Genomic DNA, 16,263 nt, shown 5'->3' with positions numbered 1-16,263 from the left:
CCGCTCCTGGGTCCAGTCCCGTCGTACGGAACACGTGTCTCGAACTGGGTCCACCCTATCCAGCCCCGGGGACGGCGCAGGGCCCCGTCCGAAGACCGGACGGGGCCCTGCGCCGTGGCGTGGCGAGTGCAGCGATCAGTGGTGGCCGTGGCCGCTCGTGATCTCCTTGTACTCGTCGGCGGTCGGCTTGGGGATCTGGGCGTCCTCGCCGTAGTAGGCGTTGCTGAGCTTGGCGCGCAGCTTCTCGGAACCCTTGATCTTGCGCTCGACGCCGTTCTCGTCGACCGCCGGACCGATCGCGGCCGGCTCGTACTGCTCGTGTGCCGTGAGCGTGTACAGGGCCTCCTGGCTGAGCGGCTCGTGGACCTCGATGAACTCACCGTGCGGCAGGCGCTTGATGGTGCCGGTCTCCCGGCCGTGCAGCACCTTGTCCTTGTCCCGGCGCTGGAGGCCGAGGCAGATCCGCTTGGTGACGACGAACGCGATGACCGGTCCGGCGAAGAAGCCGATCCGGACGAACCAGGTGACCGCGTTGATCGACAGATCGAAGTGGGTGGCGACGATGTCGTTGCCACCGCCGATCAGCATGATCATGTAGGCGGTGACCCAGGCGACACCGAAGGCCGTACGGGTCGGGGCGTTGCGCGGCCGGTCGAGGATGTGGTGCTCGCGCTTGTCCCCGGTGATCCACGACTCGATGAACGGGTACAACGCGATCACCGCGAGGAACGCGCCGAAGATCACCAGCGGGACGAACACGCCCAGGACCAGGGTGTGACCCCAGAAGTCGATCTCCCAGCCGGGCATGGCCCGGACGAGGCCTTCGGCGAAGCCCATGTACCAGTCGGGCTGGGCGCCGGTGGACACCAGGTCAGGACGGTAGGGGCCGAGCACCCAGATCGGGTTGACGGTCGCGATGGCGGACAGGGCCGCGATGGCACCGAAGACCAGGAAGAAGAAGCCTCCGGCCTTGGCCGTGTAGACCGGCAGCAGCGGCATGCCGACGACGTTCTTGTTGCTCTTGCCGGGACCCGCGTACTGCGTGTGCTTGTGGTAGACGACCAGGATCAGGTGGGCGACCAGCAGACCGAGCATGATGCCCGGCAGCAGGAGGATGTGGATCGAGTAGAAGCGGGCCACGAAGTCGGTGCCCGGGAACTCCCCGCCGAACAGGAAGAACGAGATGTACGTGCCGACGATCGGCATGGACAGGATCGCGCCCTGGGTGAAGCGGACACCGGTGCCCGAGAGCAGGTCGTCCGGGAGCGAGTATCCGGTGAACCCGGTGAACATGCCGAGGACGAACAGCAGGAAGCCGAACAGCCAGTTGATCTCACGCGGCTTGCGGAACGCGCCGGTGAAGAAGACGCGCATCATGTGCACGAACATGCCGGCGAGGAAGATGATCGCCGCCCAGTGGTGGATCTGCCGGATGAGCAGACCGCCGCGCACGTCGAAGCTGATGTCCAGCGTGGAGGCGTACGCCTCACTCATCAGCACGCCCTGCATGGGGACGTAACTGCCGTGGTACTCCACCTCGTTCATCGACGGGTGGAAGAACAGCGTCAGGTACACACCCGTGAGGATGATGATGATGAAGCTGTAGAGGCAGATCTCACCCAGCATGAAGGACCAGTGGTCCGGGAAGATCTTGCGCATGTTGGCCTTGGCCAGGGAGTAGATCCCGAGCCGGCCGTCGGCCCAGTCGGCGACGCGCTCACCGGCCGGCGCCTTCCCGCGGGAGCGGGAATCCGAGGTGGTCTTGGTGCTCATCCGCGCTCCCAGAATGCCGGACCGACGGGCTCTTCGAAGTCGCCGAGCGCCTCGAGGTAGCCCTCGTCGTTCACGCCGATCCGCAGCTGCGGCAGGGCGTGACCGGCGGGGCCGAAGATGACCCGGGCACCGTCGGCGAGGTCGAAGGTGGACTGGTGGCAGGGACACAGCACGTGGTGCGTCTGCTGCTCGTACAGCGAGATCGGGCAGCCTACGTGGGTACAGATCTTCGAGTACGCCACGATGCCCTCGTGCGACCACTCGAGCTCGCGCTTGTCCTTGATGTCGCCCGGCTGGAGCCTCACGATCATCAGGGCCGCCTTGGCGATCTCGTTGTTGAAGCCGTGGTCGTGCTCCTCCAGGCCCTCGGGCTTGGCGAACGTGAGCGAGCCGACGAGGACGTCCGCGGGACGCAGCGGCTCGTTGGTGTTCATGTTGACGAGGAGCTTGCCCTTCTTCCACAGCGTGTGGCGGAGCTTGTCCTCGGGCAGCGGACCCAGGTCGCGCAGCAGGACGACGCCGGAGAGCGGCACCAGCGTGAGCGCGCCGAACATCGTGTTGCGGATCAGCTTGCGGCGGCCGAGCGCGGACTCCTTGGCACCCTGCTTGAAGTCGGCGTGGACCTTCGCGCGGACCTCGGGCGGGGCGGCGATCGGGTGACGCTCGTCGGCGATCTCCACGTCGGACATCAGGGTGCGCGCCCAGTGGACCGCGCCCGCGCCGATGCAGAACAGCGCGAGGCCGAGGGTCAGCCCGAGCGAGAAGTTCAGCGCGCTGATGTGCCCGAGCGGCCAGACGTAGATCGACTTGTCGATCGGGATCGCCACGAACGCGGCGATGAAGGCGACCGTGGCCAGCATCGACACCGTGAACAGCAGGGCCACCGTGCGCTCGGACCGCTTGGCGGCCCGCTCGTCGATGTCCTGGATCCGGTGCTCGTGCGGGGGCAGTCCCGGGTCGGCGAAGGGGTTCTTCTCGTCGGCGACGTCTACCTCGCCGGCCCGCGTCGCGGGCAGCTTCTCTTCTGGAATGTCTTGGCTACTCATGACTTCTTGGCCTTTGCGGTCCGGGCGGCGACCCACACGGCGACGGCGATCAGGCCGCCGAGGCCGAAGATCCAGCCGAAGAGGCCCTCACTGACCGGCCCGAGGCCGCCCAGGCTGAGACCACCGGGGCTCTCCGTCTCGGAGCTGTTGACCGCCTCCAGGTACGCGATGATGTCCTTCTTGTTCTGCTCGGTCAGCACCGTGTCGGGGAAGGAGGGCATGTTCTGCGGGCCCGTCTGCATGGCCTCGTAGAGGTGCTTCTGGGAGACGCCTTCGAGGGACGGCGCGTACTTGCCCCGGGTGAGGGCACCGCCCTTGCCGGTGAAGTTGTGGCACTGCGCGCAGTTGGTGCGGAACAGCTGGCCGCCCTCGGCGATGTCCGCGCCCTCCGTGCTGTACTGCTCCTCGGTCGGGATGGCCGGACCGGCGCCGAGCGAGGCGATGTACGCGGCGAGCTGGTCGATCTGGGCCTGGGTGTAGACGACCTTCTTCTCCGGGAGCTGTGCCCCCTGGGAGGTCGCCGCCGGCATGCGGCCGGTGCCCACCTGGAAGTCGACGGCCGCGGCGCCCACGCCCACCAGGCTGGGACCGTCGGAGCTTCCCTGACCATCGGTGCCGTGACAGCTGGCGCAGCCGACGGCGTAGAGCTTCTTGCCCTCGTCGATGGCGAGGGACTGGGCTGTTTCGTCGGCCTGCGCCTTGTCCGCGGGCGCGAACACGGCGTACAGCCCCCCAGTGGCCGCCAGCGCAAGGAGTAGGACGACGACCGCCGCCAGCGGATGGCGTCGTCGTGCGGAGAGCTTTTTCACGGATTACCCCGGTGTCAGGATCTTCAGCGTCGAGTCTTCTGGAATGCGCGGGAACGGGTCCCGGCTACTTGATCATGTAGATCGTGGCGAAGAGGCCGATCCAGACGACGTCGACGAAGTGCCAGTAGTAGGACACGACGATGGCGGCGGTCGCCTGCTCGTGGGTGAACCTCCGGGCCGCGTAGGTACGGCCGAGGACCAGCAGGAAGGCGATGAGTCCGCCCGTCACGTGCAGGCCGTGGAAGCCGGTGGTCAGGTAGAAGACCGAACCGTACGGGTCGGACGAGAGCGAGAGGCCCTCGTGCTTCACCAGCTCGGTGTACTCGTAGACCTGGCCGCCGATGAAGATCGCACCCATCACGAAGGTGACGATGAACCACATCCGGAGCTTCTTGACGTCACCGCGCTCGGCGGCGAACACGCCGAGCTGGCAGGTGAGGGAGGAAAGCACCAGGATCGTGGTGTTGGTCGCAGAGAACGGGAAGTTCAAGGCCGAGGCCTTCTCTTGCCAGAACTCGGGACCGGTCACCGATCGCAGGGTGAAGTACATCGCGAAGAGGGCCGCGAAGAACATCAGCTCGGAACTCAGCCAGATGATGGTTCCGACGCTGGTGAGGTTCGGCCGGTTGACCGACGGGTGCGCGTGCCCGGTATCTACTGTCGTTGCTGTCGCCACGACCGACATTATGTCGGTCGCTTATCCCGCCCTCACTCCGGGGGGTGCCGTTCGGAGTGTCCGCAGCGTGTGTACTGCCCGGATGGCCCAGGGAAGGCGTGCCCGAACCGGTGTTGACGAGGTGTTGAAGGGAGTAGCATCCGCCGCATCGGGCCGTTCCGTCCCGGCCTTTGCGTACGACGCCGACGTCTCGGAGGAAGCATGCAGCCGACCGCCACGGTGCTGGTCTACAGCGACAACTCCCACACCCGCGCCCAGGTGCGGCTGGCCGCCGGGAAGCGGCCCGCGCCGGACGTGCCGGTGGTGGAGTACGTGGAGTGTGCCACCCCCGGCGCCGTCCTCAGGGAACTGGACAAGGGCGGGATCGACGTCTGCGTCCTGGACGGTGAGGCCGTGCCCATGGGGGGTATGGGCGTCTGCCGGCAGATCAAGGACGAGGTGTTCGACTGTCCTCCTGTGCTGTTGCTCATCGGGCGGCCGCAGGACGCGTGGCTGGCCACCTGGAGCCGGGCCGACGCGGCGGTGACGCTGCCGGTTGAGCCGGTGGAGTTCGCGACCGCCCTGGCCTCCCTGCTGCGCCAGAAGAGGCTTGCGAGCACCTGAGGGGCTGATCGCGGGGGCGTCACCTGCCGGCCGTCAGACCGTCTGGGGCCGAAGCCGCACCCGCTCCGTCTCCGCGGGCCCCTCGGGGCTGCCCGTGACCAGGGCGCTGCCCTTGCGCCAGTTCGCCCACTCGACGTTCCAGTCGCCGAAGCCGTTGCCGAAGGGTTCCATCGTGCTGCCGTAGGAGTTGACGACCTTGACGACGTCGCCGGGGCGGACGGTCTCGTAGAACCAGGCGGCGTTGCTGGTGTTCATCCCGACGCAGCCGTGGCTGACGTTGGCGGAGCCCTGGTCGCCGACGGACCAGGGGGCGGCGTGCACGTACTCGCCGCTCCAGGTCACCCGGGTGGCGTAGTAGACGGGCAGGTCGTACGACTCCGAGGTGCCCGCGGCGATGCCGACCGTGGTGCCGCGCATGCGTACGAAGTACTCCTTGCCGATGACCACCTTGACCCCGTTACGGGTCTCGAAGCCGGGCTTGCCCATGGTGATCGGGATGGAGTTGATCTCCTTGTCGTTCTTGTAGACGGTCATGTAGTGGCTGGCGCCGTCCGCGACGGCGACGATCCGGTCACCCGTGGTGATCTTCAGGGGTTTCGCGGTGCCGCCCCACAGGCGGTCGCTGATCTTGATGCCGTCGAGGTTGCTGCGCACCTGGACGGTGGCGTTGACGGGCCAGTACTCCTTGGGCCGGTAGTGGAGCTTCTTGTCGTCGACCCAGTGCCAGGAACCCTCCACGACGGGGCTGGAGGCCACCTTCAGGCCGCGTTCGACGATCGCGCGCTGCGCCTTGTCCTTGACCGGCTGGCTCAGGTCGGCGGTGATGGGCTGGCCCACGCCGTACTTGCCCGCCTCGGGGCCGAAGGTGACGTTCAGTCGCTTCTGGGTGCGGGGCTTGCCGGTGTCGAAGGTGACGACCCGCCGGCCGGGCGCCCCGTCCTCGTCCTCGGTGCTCACCCGGACCGTGTAGTGGGCGTCGGCGGCCAGCGCCGAGGTGCTGTGCCAGCGGGTGCCGTCCGCGGAGAGCTCACCCGCGACGTGCCGCCCGTCGGCGTCCGTGGCCGTGACGTCCGTGATCCGGCCGTCAGAGCCCTCTGCGGTGATCTCCAGGGGCTTGTCCGGGTCGGCCTTCTTCCCGGCCTTGGTGGGGCCGTTGAAGGAGATCTGCTCCGCCGCGTCGTACGGGGTGGCGGACAGCGGGTTGCCGTCGCTGCTGCAGGCGGTGACGCCCGCGCCGAGGGCGATCACCACCAGCGTGCAACCGGCGACCATGCGGGTGCGCGAGGAGTGGCTCATGCCCTCACGCTAGGAAGATTCGTCAACCTCGGCGCGGTGAGTCATCCGTACGAGTTACTCGGTTGGTGTGAAACACCGAAATCGAAGGAGCCCGGACCCTCCTTGGCGGAGAGTCCGGGCTCCTGGAGCGCCGGGCGTCGTCTACTGGGTGCGGTTCTCACCGCGGTAGTACTCGAAGACCCAGCCCCAGAGGCCGATCAGGATCAGCGGGACGGAGAAGTACAGCAGCCACCAGCCGACCGCGACACCCAGGAAGGCGAGTGCGCCACCGATGCCGAGGGACAGCGGCTGCCAGCTGTGCGGGCTGAAGAAGCCCAGCTCACCCGCGTCGTCCGCGACGTCGGCCTCCTTGTTGTCCTGGGCGCCGGTGTCGACCCGCTTGGCGGTGAAGCCCAGGTAGAAGCCGATCATGATGGCCAGGCCGAAGGCCAGGAAGAGGGCGGTGGTACCGGCCGGCTCCTTCGACCACAAGCCATAGACGATCGCCATGGCGAGGATGAAGACGCTCAGCCAGATGAACATCTTGCCCTGGATCTTCACTTGCCGGCCTCCTTGCTACCCGCCAGGGCGCTGGCACCGTGCCCGCCGTGACCGAGCTCCTCGAGCGCGGCGATGTCGGGGTGGTGCAGGTCGAACGCCGGGGATTCGCTGCGGATCCGCGGCAGGGTGAGGAAGTTGTGCCGCGGCGGCGGGCAGGACGTCGCCCACTCCAGGGAGCGGCCGTAGCCCCAGGGGTCGTCGACGCCGACCGGCTTGCCGTACTTCGCCGTCTTCCACACGTTGTAGAGGAACGGGAGCATCGACAGGCCCAGCACGAAGGAGCTGATCGTCGAGACCATGTTCAGGCCGGTGAAGCCGTCGGCCGCCAGGTAGTCGGCGTACCGGCGCGGCATGCCCTCGGCGCCCAGCCAGTGCTGGACCAGGAAGGTGCCGTGGAAGCCGATGAACAGCGTCCAGAAGGTGATCTTGCCCAGCCGCTCGTCGAGCATCTTGCCGGTCCACTTCGGCCACCAGAAGTGGAAGCCGGAGAACATCGCGAAGACGACCGTGCCGAAGACGACGTAGTGGAAGTGCGCCACCACGAAGTACGAGTCGGAGACGTGGAAGTCCAACGGCGGCGAGGCCAGGATGACGCCGGTCAGACCACCGAAGGTGAAGGTGATCAGGAAGCCGGTCGCCCAGAGCATCGGTGTCTCGAAGGACAGCGAGCCCTTCCACATCGTGCCGAGCCAGTTGAAGAACTTCACACCGGTCGGCACCGCGATGAGGAACGTCATGAAGGCGAAGAACGGCAGCAGCACACCGCCGGTGACGTACATGTGGTGGGCCCACACCGTCACGGACAGACCCGCGATCGCGATGGTCGCCGCGATCAGACCCGAGTAGCCGAACATCGGCTTGCGGGAGAAGACCGGGATGACCTCACTGATGATGCCGAAGAACGGCAGCGCGATGATGTACACCTCCGGGTGCCCGAAGAACCAGAAGAGGTGCTGCCACAGCAGTGCTCCGCCGTTGGACGCGTCGAAGATGTGCGCGCCGAACTTGCGGTCCGCCTCCAGCGCGAACAGGGCCGCCGCCAGGACCGGGAAGGCGAGCAGGACCAGGACACCGGTCAGCAGCACGTTCCAGGTGAAGATCGGCATGCGGAACATCGTCATGCCGGGGGCGCGCATGCAGATGATCGTGGTGATGAAGTTGACCGAGCCGAGGATGGTGCCGAAGCCGGACAAGGCCAGGCCCATGATCCACATGTCGGAGCCGATGCCGGGCGAGCGGACCGCGTCCGACAGCGGGGAGTAGGCGAACCAGCCGAAGCTCGCCGCGCCGTTGGGGGTGAGGAAGCCGCCCACCGCGATCAGCGAGCCGAACAGGTAGAGCCAGTAGGCGAACATGTTCAGCCGCGGGAACGCCACGTCCGGGGCGCCGATCTGCAGCGGCATGATCCAGTTCGCGAAGCCGGCGAACAGCGGCGTCGCGAACATCAGCAGCATGATCGTGCCGTGCATCGTGAACGCCTGGTTGAACTGCTCGTTCGACATGATCTGCGTACCCGGGCGGGCGAGCTCGGCGCGCATGAGGAGCGCCATCACACCGCCGATGCAGAAGAACGCGAACGACGTGACCAGGTACAGCGTGCCGATCGTCTTGTGGTCGGTGGTCGTCAGCCACTTCACCACGGCGTTGCCGGGCTGCTTGCGCCGCACCGGCAGCTCGTTCTCGTACGAGCCGGCCTCGGCGGCACCCGCGGGTTCGTTGAGGATGCTCACAGTTGGTTCGTCTCCCGGTTCTTCTCGTGAGGCGTCTGCTCGATGCCCGCGGGAACGTAACCGGTCTGCCCCTTCTTGGCGAGGTCCTTGAGGTGCTGCTCGTAGCGCTCCGGAGAGACGACCTTCACGTTGAACAGCATCCGGGAGTGGTCGACGCCGCACAGCTCGGCGCACTTGCCCAGGAAGGTGCCCTGCCTGTTGGGGGTCACCTGGAAGGCGTTGGTGTGGCCGGGGATGACGTCCTGCTTCATCAGGAACGGCACCACCCAGAAGGAGTGGATGACGTCACGCGACGTGAGCACGAAACGGACCGTCTTGCCCTCCGGAAGCCAGAGGGTGGGGCCCGGGTTACCCGTCTGCGGGTTCCGCTCACCCGGCGTACCGCAGGCGTAGACCCCGCCGGCGTCCGCCGGGAACTCGTCCTTGTACCGCTTCGGAATGGCGTCCAGCGCGGGTGCCGTCCTGGCGTTGCCCGTGGAACCTTCGACGTCCTCGACGTAGTTGAAGCACCAGCTCCACTGGAAGCCGACCACGTTGACCGTGACGTCGGGCTTCTTCGACATGTCGAGGAGCTTTGTCTCGTCGCGCGCCGTGAAGTAGAAGAGGACCGAGACGATGATGATCGGGACCACCGTGTACAGCGCCTCGATCGGAACGTTGTACCGGGTCTGCGGAGGAATCTCCACCTTGGTGCGGCTGCGCCGGTGGAAGATCGCACTCCACAGGATGAGGCCCCACACCAGCACGCCGACGGCGAGCGCGGCAGCCCAGGAGCCCTGCCACAGGGAGAGGACGATCGGCGCCTCTTCCGTGGTGGGGGTGGGCATACCGAGGCGGGGGAAGTCCTCCCATGTGCAACCGGTGGCGGTCGCCAGGACCAGGCCCGCGGTCAGTGCCTGCAGCAGCTTCCGCCGCATCGGGCGCCGCGGCGTGGGGGTACCACCCGCGCCTTCCGGGCTGCGGGGGAGGTCGGAGCCGTTGGGACTCACGTAGCGCCTTCCCGAGAGTCTCGCCCGCGCGGCGGCTGCGGCCTTCTCGCTGGTCGGTCGCCGCCCTGCGTCGGGCAGGGGTTTGGATGTTTATGCGGACCAAACCCTAGCCGACGCCCTCCGGGGGTTCGCGGGGAGGGTGCCCGAACGCGCCGCCGGGTCAGCCGAAGGGGTCGGTTGCCCGGCTCTGGGCTGGTTCTGACGGTGGGTTCGCGGCGCGTGACGACCCGGACCAGCGGGTTCTTGGGCGAGTGGGGGCCGTCGCCGGTTCCCCGCGCCCCTTCAGGGCGCTTAGCGTTGACGTATGTCCTACTTCGACGCCGCCTCCTCAGCTCCGCTCCACCCCGTCGCACGGCAGGCGCTGCTGGCCGCCCTCGACGAGGGGTGGGCCGACCCCGCGCGGCTGTACCGGGAGGGGCGGCGGGCGCGGATGCTGCTGGACGCCGCCCGGGAGGCCGCCGCGGAGGCGGTGGGGTGCCGACCGGACGAGCTCGTGTTCACCTCCTCCGGAACGCGCGCCGTGCACACGGGGATCGCGGGTGCCCTGGCCGGACGTCGGCGCGCCGGGCGTCACCTGATCGTGTCAGCGGTCGAACACTCCTCGGTGCTCCATGCGGCGGAGGTGCACGAGCGGGAGGGCGGTACGGCCACGCACGTGGCGGTGGACCGGCAGGGCGCGGTGCGTGCCCGGGGGTACGCCGAGGCGCTGCGGCCCGACACCGCGCTGGCGTGTCTGCAGTCCGCCAACCACGAGGTGGGGAGCGTGCAGCCGGTGGCCGAGGTGGCGTCGGTGTGCCGGGAGGCCGGGGTGCCGCTGCTGGTGGACGCGGCGCAGTCACTGGCGTGGGGACCGGTCGCGGGCGACTGGTCGCTGCTGACGGCCAGTGCCCACAAGTGGGGCGGGCCGTCGGGGGTGGGGCTGCTGGCGGTGCGCAAGGGGGTGCGGTTCGCGCCCCAAGGGCCCGCGGACGAACGGGAGTCGGGGCGGGCCGCCGGGTTCGAGAACATCCCGGCGGTCGTCGCGGCGGCGGCCTCGCTGCGGGCCGTGCGGACCGAGGCGGCCCAGGAGGCCGTACGGCTGCGGGAGCTGACGGAGCGGATCCGGACGCGGGTTCCGGAACTGCTGGGGGACGTCGAGGTGGTGGGCGACCCGGAGCGGCGGCTGCCGGGGATCGTCACCTTCTCGTGTCTCTATGTCGACGGGGAGACCCTGCTGCACGAGTTGGACCGCGCCGGTTTCTCCGTCTCGTCCGGGTCGTCCTGCACGAGCAGCACGCTGACGCCGAGCCATGTGCTCAAGGCGATGGGGGTGCTGAGCGAGGGGAACGTGCGGGTGTCGCTGCCCCTCGGGGCGCCGGAGGCCGACGTCGACCGGTTCCTCCAGGTGCTGCCGGGGGCGGTCGCGGCGGTCCGGGAGAAGCTCGGGGCGCCTGCGCCCAGCACGGTCGTGGAGGACGACGCGCTCGTCGTGGACGCGGTGGGCAAGCTGTGCCCCATCCCGGTGATCGAGCTGGCCAAGGTCATCGGGGACGTGCCGGTGGGCGGCACGGTCCGGGTCCTCGCGGACGACGAGGCTGCCCGGCTGGACATCCCCGCGTGGTGCGCGATGCGGGGCCAGGAGTACCTGGGCGAGGAGCCGGCGGACCGTGCAACGGCCTATGTGGTCCGCCGGCAGGTGTAGTCAGCTCAGGTGCGCGCGGACCTCGTCGGCCGCGTCATGGCCGTACGCCTTGGTGAAGCGGTCCATGAAGTGGGCGCGGCGCAGGGCGTACTCCTGGGTGCCGACCGTCTCGATGACGAGCGTGGCCAGCATGCAGCCGACCTGCGCGGCGCGCTCCAGGCCGACGCCCCAGACCAGGCCGGAGAGGAATCCGGCGCGGAAGGCGTCGCCGACGCCGGTGGGCTCGAGCTTGCGCTCCTCCTCCGGGCAGCCGACCTCGATCGGGTCCTCGCCGGCCCGCTCGACGCGGACGCCCCGGGCGCCGAGGGTGGTGACGCGGTGGCCGACCTTGCCGAGGATCTCCTCGTCGCTCCAGCCGGTCTTCGACTCGATGAGGCCCTTCTCGTACTCGTTGGAGAAGAGGTACGCCGCCCCGTCCAGCAGGATCCGGATCTCCTCGCCGTTCATGCGGGCGATCTGCTGGGAGAAGTCGGCGGCGAAGGGGATGTCCCGGGAGCGGCACTCCTCGGTGTGCCGGAGCATCGCCTCGGGGTCGTCGGCGCCGATCAGCACGAGGTCGAGACCGCCGACCCGGTCGGCGACGGTCTTCAGCTCGATCAGGCGGGCCTCGCTCATGGCGCCGGTGTAGAACGAGCCGATCTGGTTGTGGTCGGCGTCCGTGGTGCACACGAAGCGGGCCGTGTGCAGGGTCTCGGAGATGCGCACGGAGGTGGTGTCGACGCCGTGCCGGTCCAGCCAGGCACGGTAGTCGTCGAAGTCGGCGCCCGCGGCGCCGACCAGGATCGGCCGGGTGCCGAGCTGGCCCATGCCGAAGGCGATGTTGGCGCCCACGCCACCCCGGCGGACATCGAGCTTGTCGACCAGGAACGACAGCGAGACCGTGTGCAGCTGGTCCGCGACGAACTGGTCGGCGAAACGGCCGGGGAAGGTCATGAGGTGGTCGGTGGCGATGGAGCCGGTGACTGCGATGCGCACGGCGTGGAATCTCCCGGGTGGAGGGGGTTGACGATTCACGCTACCCGGTTGCGGTGGCGCCGTTGAAGCGGATGGCCGGATGGGCGCGAAGTACGGTCCGGAAGGGGGACGCGCGGCTTCGAAGCGGCGAAAACTACCCGATAGTAGATCTTTCTTCGCCTGCCTCGACGTGCCTACGGTGCCGCTATGACGAAACTCGACGCCCCGGCTCCCACCCCCGTCGACCTGGAGGGTGACCTGGCCTCGCTGCGCGGCGACTGCGCCCGGATGGTGCCGCACTGGTCGGCGCCCGACCGGCACGTCGCCCGCCCGGTCCCGCCGTCGCTGATCCACGGCGTGACCGTGCCGCCGAAGTCGGCCCGGCTGCTGGACGCGATGTCCGACTACGGCGACTGAGCGCCCCTCTCCGGGAACCGCGCGCTCCCCCGCTGCGTCCCATCGCTGTCCCCCGTGAAGGGGATACGCGATACGACCTCTCAGCGTGAGCTGTGCAGCCGAAGGAGCGATGCGGTGAACACCGAGCGACCCGACAACGGCGACGACGACGTCGCGGGCGGGACCGGCGCCGCCGAGCCGAACGAGGACACGCAGGACGGCGGAACCTCCCCGGAGCCTTCGCAGGGCACGCAGGCCCCGGACGCGCCGGCCCCGCAGGACACACAGGTCCCCGCCCTGCAGGAGGAGCACGCCGGCGGGGATCACGACGCCCACCGGCCCGCCAGGCGCCGCTTCCCGGCCGTCGTCGCCTCCGTCGCCGCCGCCGTACTGCTGGCCGGAGGCGGCGGCGCCCACCTCGCCGCGTCGGCCGGCGGCGGCTCCGGCGGCGGCGCGGGCTCCGGCGCCCCCGCGGGTGACGGCACTCCCCCGCCGCTCGCCCTCGACGGCTACTCCTCCGCCGCCCCGGGCATCGCCCCCGGCGAACCCGATCCCGACGGCGTCGTCTACCAGGCCGCCGGGAGCCTACCCGAAGGCCCCGGTACGGCTGCCGTGCACTGGCCGAAGGGCGAGGTCGGCAAGGAGGACGTGGCGAGGCTCGCCGGAGCGCTCGGCCTCGACGGGACGCCGGTCGCCGAGGGAGAGGCCTGGCGGATCGGGGGCCGCGACGGCCAGGGCCCGGCCCTTCAGGTGAACCGGCAGGCGCCCGGCACCTGGACCTTCCACCGCCACGCTCCCGGCACGGACGACTGCCGGGGCACCACGACGTGCGCCAAGAACCCCTCCTCCGCCTCCGCCGTCCCGGTGAGCGAGGCGGCTGCGCGGGAGGCGGCCGCGCCGATCCTGAAGGCGGCCGGCCAGGACTCCGCGAAGGTGGACGCCGGTCAGGTCATGGGTGCCCAGCGGGTGGTGAACGCCGATCCGGTGGTCGGCGGGCTGCCGACGTACGGATGGCCGACGGGCGTCACGGTCGGCGCCCAGGGCGACGTGGTGGCCGCGAGCGGCCAGTTGACGGCGCCGCGGGAGGGGGCGACGTACCCGGTGCTGAGCGCGGAGCGGACCCTGGAGCTGATGAACGCCGCGCAGGGACCCGCCCCGCGGGGCGTGGTCGGCGGCTGCGCCAGTCCCGTACCGCTGGAGGGTGAGCGGCCGGCGGCGCCCTGCGAGGAGGTGCCCGGTGCTCCGCGGCGGGAGCGGATCGCCGTGGAGGACGCGGTGTTCGGGCTGGCCTCGCACTCCGTGGGCGCGCGGCCGGCACTGGTGCCGTCCTGGCTGTTCGAGGTGCGGGCGCCGGGGGCGCGGGACAGCTTCACGGTGACGTATCCGGCGATCGACCCGGAGTACCTGGGCTCGGCGCCGCCGCAGGGTCGGCCCAGTCCGCGGCCGTCCGGGCCGGGGGACGCGCCGAGGGCCCGTGACGTCCGGGTGGAGGGCTACACCGCCGAGGGCCGGGAGCTGACCGTGAGCTTCACGGGCGGGGTGTGCGCCGACTACGAGGCGAAGGCGGTCGAGGGGCCCGGGAAGGTGACCGTGACGGTGACGGAGAGGCCCTGGAAGGACAAGGTCTGCATTCTGATCGCCAAGGTCCACCACCGGACCGTGCAGCTGGAGGAGCCGCTCGGCGACCGGAAGGTGGTCGGCTCGGACGGCAAGGCCGTGCCGCTGGAGAAGCCGGGGGCGCGGCTGCCCCGCTGACCCGGCGCATGAAGGCGGCGGCCCCCTCGCAGGGGGCCGCCGCCTTCACTTCTGCCGTGGGACGCGGCCGCTCAGCTGAAGGAGTCGCCGCAGGCGCAGGAACCCGTCGCGTTCGGGTTGTCGATCGTGAAGCCCTGCTTCTCGATGGTGTCCACGAAGTCGATGGTGGCGCCGCCCAGGTACGGAGCGCTCATCCGGTCGGTGACGACCTTGACCCCGCCGAAGTCCTTCTCCACGTCTCCGTCGAGCGAGCGCTCGTCGAAGAACAGCTGGTAGCGCAGGCCGGAGCAGCCGCCGGGCTGGACGGCGACGCGCAGCGCGAGGTCGTCGCGGCCTTCCTGGTCGAGCAGCGCCTTGACCTTGGACGCGGCGGCGTCGGTCAGGATGATGCCGTCGGTGACGGTGGTGGTCTCGTCCGATACGGACATCTACATCTCTCCCGGGTTGTACGGAGACTGCTTGCAGACGGTTGCAACCGGCGGGGACGCCGATTCATTCCGGGGCGGGCCCGTGTCTTTCTCCGTGGCGTCCTCCTCATGCTCGCACATGCCCCCGTGGACGCACAGCAGCCCGTGGACGGTGGGGCAACGGCATTCGACAGGGAGGTGTCAGGATTCACGTCACATCGACGCTATGGCCATCGTCAAACTGACATGAAGAGGTTATGATAGATAGCGTCATTCCGACGAAAAGTCGAAAAGATGTCCCGTATGTCCCGTCGGTCCGGCTTCCCCGGTCGACGAGCCGCAGAACAGAAAGGGTGCGTGTCGTGACCACCGCCCAGACCCAGGAGCTCGACGTACAGCCGACGCCCCTCGCCCTGCTGCTGCTCGGCCGTGAGGCCGACCCGAGGAGCGAGCGCGGCGTCGAGTGTCCCGGCGACCTGCCCTCGCCGTCCGACCCGGACCTGGTGGCGCGCGCCCGCGCGGCCAAGGAGAAGCTGGGCGACAAGGTCTTCGTGCTCGGCCACCACTACCAGCGCGACGAGGTCATCCAGTTCGCGGACGTCACGGGCGACTCCTTCAAGCTGGCCAGGGACGCCGCCGCGCGCCCCGAGGCCGAGTACATCGTCTTCTGCGGCGTGCACTTCATGGCCGAGTCCGCGGACATCCTGACCGGCGACGACCAGAAGGTCGTGCTGCCGGACCTGGCCGCCGGGTGCTCGATGGCCGACATGGCGACGGCCGAGCAGGTGGCCGAGTGCTGGGACGTGCTGACCGAGGCCGGGGTGGCCGAGCAGGTCGTGCCCGTTTCGTACATGAACTCCTCCGCCGACATCAAGGCCTTCACCGGCAAGCACGGCGGCACCATCTGCACCTCGTCCAACGCCAAGCGGGCCCTGGACTGGGCGTTCGAGCAGGGCGAGAAGGTGCTCTTCCTGCCCGACCAGCACCTCGGCCGGAACACGGCGGTGCGGGACATGGGCATGTCGCTGGACGACTGCGTCGTCTACAACCCGCACAAGCCGAACGGCGGCCTGACCGCCGGCGAGCTGCGGGCCGCGAAGATGATCCTGTGGCGCGGCCACTGCTCGGTGCACGGCCGTTTCAGCCTCGACTCGGTCAACGACGTGCGCGAGCGCATCCCCGGCGTGAACGTGCTGGTGCACCCCGAGTGCAAGCACGAGGTGGTGGCCGCCGCGGACCACGTCGGCTCGACCGAGTACATCATCAAGGCCCTGGAGGCCGCGCCGGCCGGCTCGAAGTGGGCGATCGGCACGGAGCTGAACCTGGTCCGCCGGCTGGCGAACCGTTTCGCGCCGGAGGGCAAGGAGATCGTCTTCCTCGACAAGACGGTCTGCTTCTGCTCGACCATGAACCGCATCGACCTCCCGCACCTGGTGTGGGCGCTGGAGTCGCTGGCCGAGGGCAACCTGGTCAACCGGATCGAGGTCGACAAGGAGACCGAGGCGTTCGCGAAGCTCGCGCTGGAGCGGATGCTGGCGCTGCCGTAGCCTCCGGCGCCGCACCGACGTGAACGGGGGCCGCACCTGACAGCTGACAGGTGCGGCCCCC

At 69.3% G+C, this 16,263-nt stretch carries 15 protein-coding genes; 5 read left to right on the top strand and 10 right to left on the bottom strand.

Going from position 1 to position 16,263, the window contains the following annotated elements; all coding sequences use genetic code 11:
• Nucleotides 1-135 precede the first annotated feature (135 nt).
• The 4 genes from ACGF8A_RS14255 to ACGF8A_RS14240 all read right to left on the bottom strand — a co-directional run bounded on the left by ACGF8A_RS14255 (nt 136) and on the right by ACGF8A_RS14240 (nt 4,313).
• Nucleotides 136-1,773, bottom strand: a complete 1,638-nt coding sequence (locus ACGF8A_RS14255; RefSeq protein WP_393107771.1) for a cytochrome bc complex cytochrome b subunit — start codon at nt 1,771-1,773, stop codon at nt 136-138.
• Nucleotides 1,770-2,819: a Rieske 2Fe-2S domain-containing protein gene (locus ACGF8A_RS14250; RefSeq protein ID WP_393107769.1), complete on the bottom strand. Its 1,050-nt coding sequence runs from the start codon at nt 2,817-2,819 to the stop codon at nt 1,770-1,772. The genes ACGF8A_RS14255 and ACGF8A_RS14250 overlap by 4 nt, the downstream gene beginning before the upstream one ends.
• On the bottom strand, nt 2,816-3,628 hold the full coding sequence (locus ACGF8A_RS14245) for a c-type cytochrome (protein ID WP_393107767.1): 813 nt from the start codon (nt 3,626-3,628) through the stop codon (nt 2,816-2,818). The genes ACGF8A_RS14250 and ACGF8A_RS14245 overlap by 4 nt, the downstream gene beginning before the upstream one ends.
• A 64-nt stretch (nt 3,629-3,692) precedes the next feature.
• Nucleotides 3,693-4,313 (bottom strand): heme-copper oxidase subunit III, encoded by a 621-nt coding sequence (locus tag ACGF8A_RS14240; RefSeq protein WP_393107765.1) that lies wholly within the window; start codon nt 4,311-4,313, stop codon nt 3,693-3,695.
• Between the two features lie 192 nt (nt 4,314-4,505).
• On the opposite strand from ACGF8A_RS14240, the gene ACGF8A_RS14235 reads away from it, so the two are divergent.
• Nucleotides 4,506-4,907, top strand: a complete 402-nt coding sequence (locus ACGF8A_RS14235; protein ID WP_393107763.1) for a hypothetical protein — start codon at nt 4,506-4,508, stop codon at nt 4,905-4,907.
• A 33-nt stretch (nt 4,908-4,940) separates the two neighbouring features.
• On the opposite strand, the gene ACGF8A_RS14230 is transcribed toward ACGF8A_RS14235, so the two are convergent.
• The 4 genes from ACGF8A_RS14230 to coxB form a co-directional block, all read right to left on the bottom strand.
• A complete protein-coding gene (locus tag ACGF8A_RS14230) occupies nt 4,941-6,203 on the bottom strand; it encodes an Ig-like domain-containing protein (RefSeq protein WP_393107761.1) in 1,263 nt (420 codons plus the stop codon).
• Nucleotides 6,204-6,344: 141 nt separating this feature from the next.
• The gene (locus ACGF8A_RS14225; protein ID WP_393107759.1) at nt 6,345-6,743 is read right to left on the bottom strand and encodes a cytochrome c oxidase subunit 4; all 399 of its coding nucleotides are present in this window, start codon (nt 6,741-6,743) and stop codon (nt 6,345-6,347) included.
• The gene (ctaD, locus tag ACGF8A_RS14220) at nt 6,740-8,473 is read right to left on the bottom strand and encodes a cytochrome c oxidase subunit I (protein WP_393107757.1); all 1,734 of its coding nucleotides are present in this window, start codon (nt 8,471-8,473) and stop codon (nt 6,740-6,742) included. Before ctaD ends, ACGF8A_RS14225 begins: the two co-directional genes overlap by 4 nt.
• Nucleotides 8,470-9,462, bottom strand: a complete 993-nt coding sequence (gene coxB, locus ACGF8A_RS14215; RefSeq protein WP_393107755.1) for a cytochrome c oxidase subunit II — start codon at nt 9,460-9,462, stop codon at nt 8,470-8,472. Before coxB ends, ctaD begins: the two co-directional genes overlap by 4 nt.
• 304 nt (nt 9,463-9,766) lie before the next feature.
• Here coxB and ACGF8A_RS14210 point away from each other — a divergent pair, with 304 nt between their 5' ends.
• Nucleotides 9,767-11,143, top strand: coding sequence for a cysteine desulfurase/sulfurtransferase TusA family protein (locus ACGF8A_RS14210; protein ID WP_393107753.1), 1,377 nt, complete (start codon nt 9,767-9,769; stop codon nt 11,141-11,143).
• On the opposite strand, the gene ACGF8A_RS14205 is transcribed toward ACGF8A_RS14210, so the two are convergent.
• Nucleotides 11,144-12,118 carry a carbohydrate kinase family protein gene (locus ACGF8A_RS14205; protein WP_393107751.1) on the bottom strand — a complete coding sequence of 325 codons (975 nt, stop codon included), beginning with the start codon at nt 12,116-12,118 and terminating at the stop codon, nt 11,144-11,146.
• A gap of 186 nt (nt 12,119-12,304) precedes the next feature.
• Between ACGF8A_RS14205 and ACGF8A_RS14200 the strand changes: the two genes are divergently transcribed.
• Together ACGF8A_RS14200 and ACGF8A_RS14195 are read left to right on the top strand one after the other, a co-directional pair.
• Nucleotides 12,305-12,514 carry a hypothetical protein gene (locus tag ACGF8A_RS14200; RefSeq protein WP_393107749.1) on the top strand — a complete coding sequence of 70 codons (210 nt, stop codon included), beginning with the start codon at nt 12,305-12,307 and terminating at the stop codon, nt 12,512-12,514.
• Between the two features lie 114 nt (nt 12,515-12,628).
• Nucleotides 12,629-14,248, top strand: coding sequence for a hypothetical protein (locus ACGF8A_RS14195; protein ID WP_393107747.1), 1,620 nt, complete (start codon nt 12,629-12,631; stop codon nt 14,246-14,248).
• Nucleotides 14,249-14,319: 71 nt separating this feature from the next.
• Here ACGF8A_RS14195 and ACGF8A_RS14190 read toward each other — a convergent pair whose 3' ends face one another.
• Nucleotides 14,320-14,676, bottom strand: coding sequence for an iron-sulfur cluster assembly accessory protein (locus ACGF8A_RS14190; protein WP_006135694.1), 357 nt, complete (start codon nt 14,674-14,676; stop codon nt 14,320-14,322).
• 341 nt (nt 14,677-15,017) lie between these two features.
• On the opposite strand from ACGF8A_RS14190, the gene nadA reads away from it, so the two are divergent.
• The gene (gene nadA / locus ACGF8A_RS14185) at nt 15,018-16,202 is read left to right on the top strand and encodes a quinolinate synthase NadA (protein WP_393107744.1); all 1,185 of its coding nucleotides are present in this window, start codon (nt 15,018-15,020) and stop codon (nt 16,200-16,202) included.
• The last annotated feature ends 61 nt before the right edge of the window (nt 16,203-16,263 follow it).

Origin of the sequence: Streptomyces sp. NPDC047706 (genome assembly GCF_043204795.1) — a bacterium.
In the GTDB taxonomy this organism is placed as follows: Bacteria; Actinomycetota; Actinomycetes; order Streptomycetales; family Streptomycetaceae; genus Streptomyces.
The sequence above is the reverse complement of the archived record's forward strand: the minus strand, read 5'-3'. Positions and strand labels throughout refer to the sequence as shown.

Excerpts from the sequence above, each read along its gene's own strand:
- ACGF8A_RS14210 (WP_393107753.1), top strand. The coding sequence starts at position 9,767 with ATGTCCTACTTCGACGCCGCCTCCTCAGCTCCGCTCCACCCCGTCGCA.
- ACGF8A_RS14235 (WP_393107763.1), top strand. The coding sequence starts at position 4,506 with ATGCAGCCGACCGCCACGGTGCTGGTCTACAGCGACAACTCCCACACC.
- ACGF8A_RS14255 (WP_393107771.1), bottom strand. The coding sequence starts at position 1,773 with ATGAGCACCAAGACCACCTCGGATTCCCGCTCCCGCGGGAAGGCGCCG.
- ACGF8A_RS14250 (WP_393107769.1), bottom strand. The coding sequence starts at position 2,819 with ATGAGTAGCCAAGACATTCCAGAAGAGAAGCTGCCCGCGACGCGGGCC.
- ACGF8A_RS14230 (WP_393107761.1), bottom strand. The coding sequence starts at position 6,203 with ATGAGCCACTCCTCGCGCACCCGCATGGTCGCCGGTTGCACGCTGGTG.
- ACGF8A_RS14200 (WP_393107749.1), top strand. The coding sequence starts at position 12,305 with ATGACGAAACTCGACGCCCCGGCTCCCACCCCCGTCGACCTGGAGGGT.
- ACGF8A_RS14240 (WP_393107765.1), bottom strand. The coding sequence starts at position 4,313 with ATGTCGGTCGTGGCGACAGCAACGACAGTAGATACCGGGCACGCGCAC.
- ACGF8A_RS14190 (WP_006135694.1), bottom strand. The coding sequence starts at position 14,676 with ATGTCCGTATCGGACGAGACCACCACCGTCACCGACGGCATCATCCTG.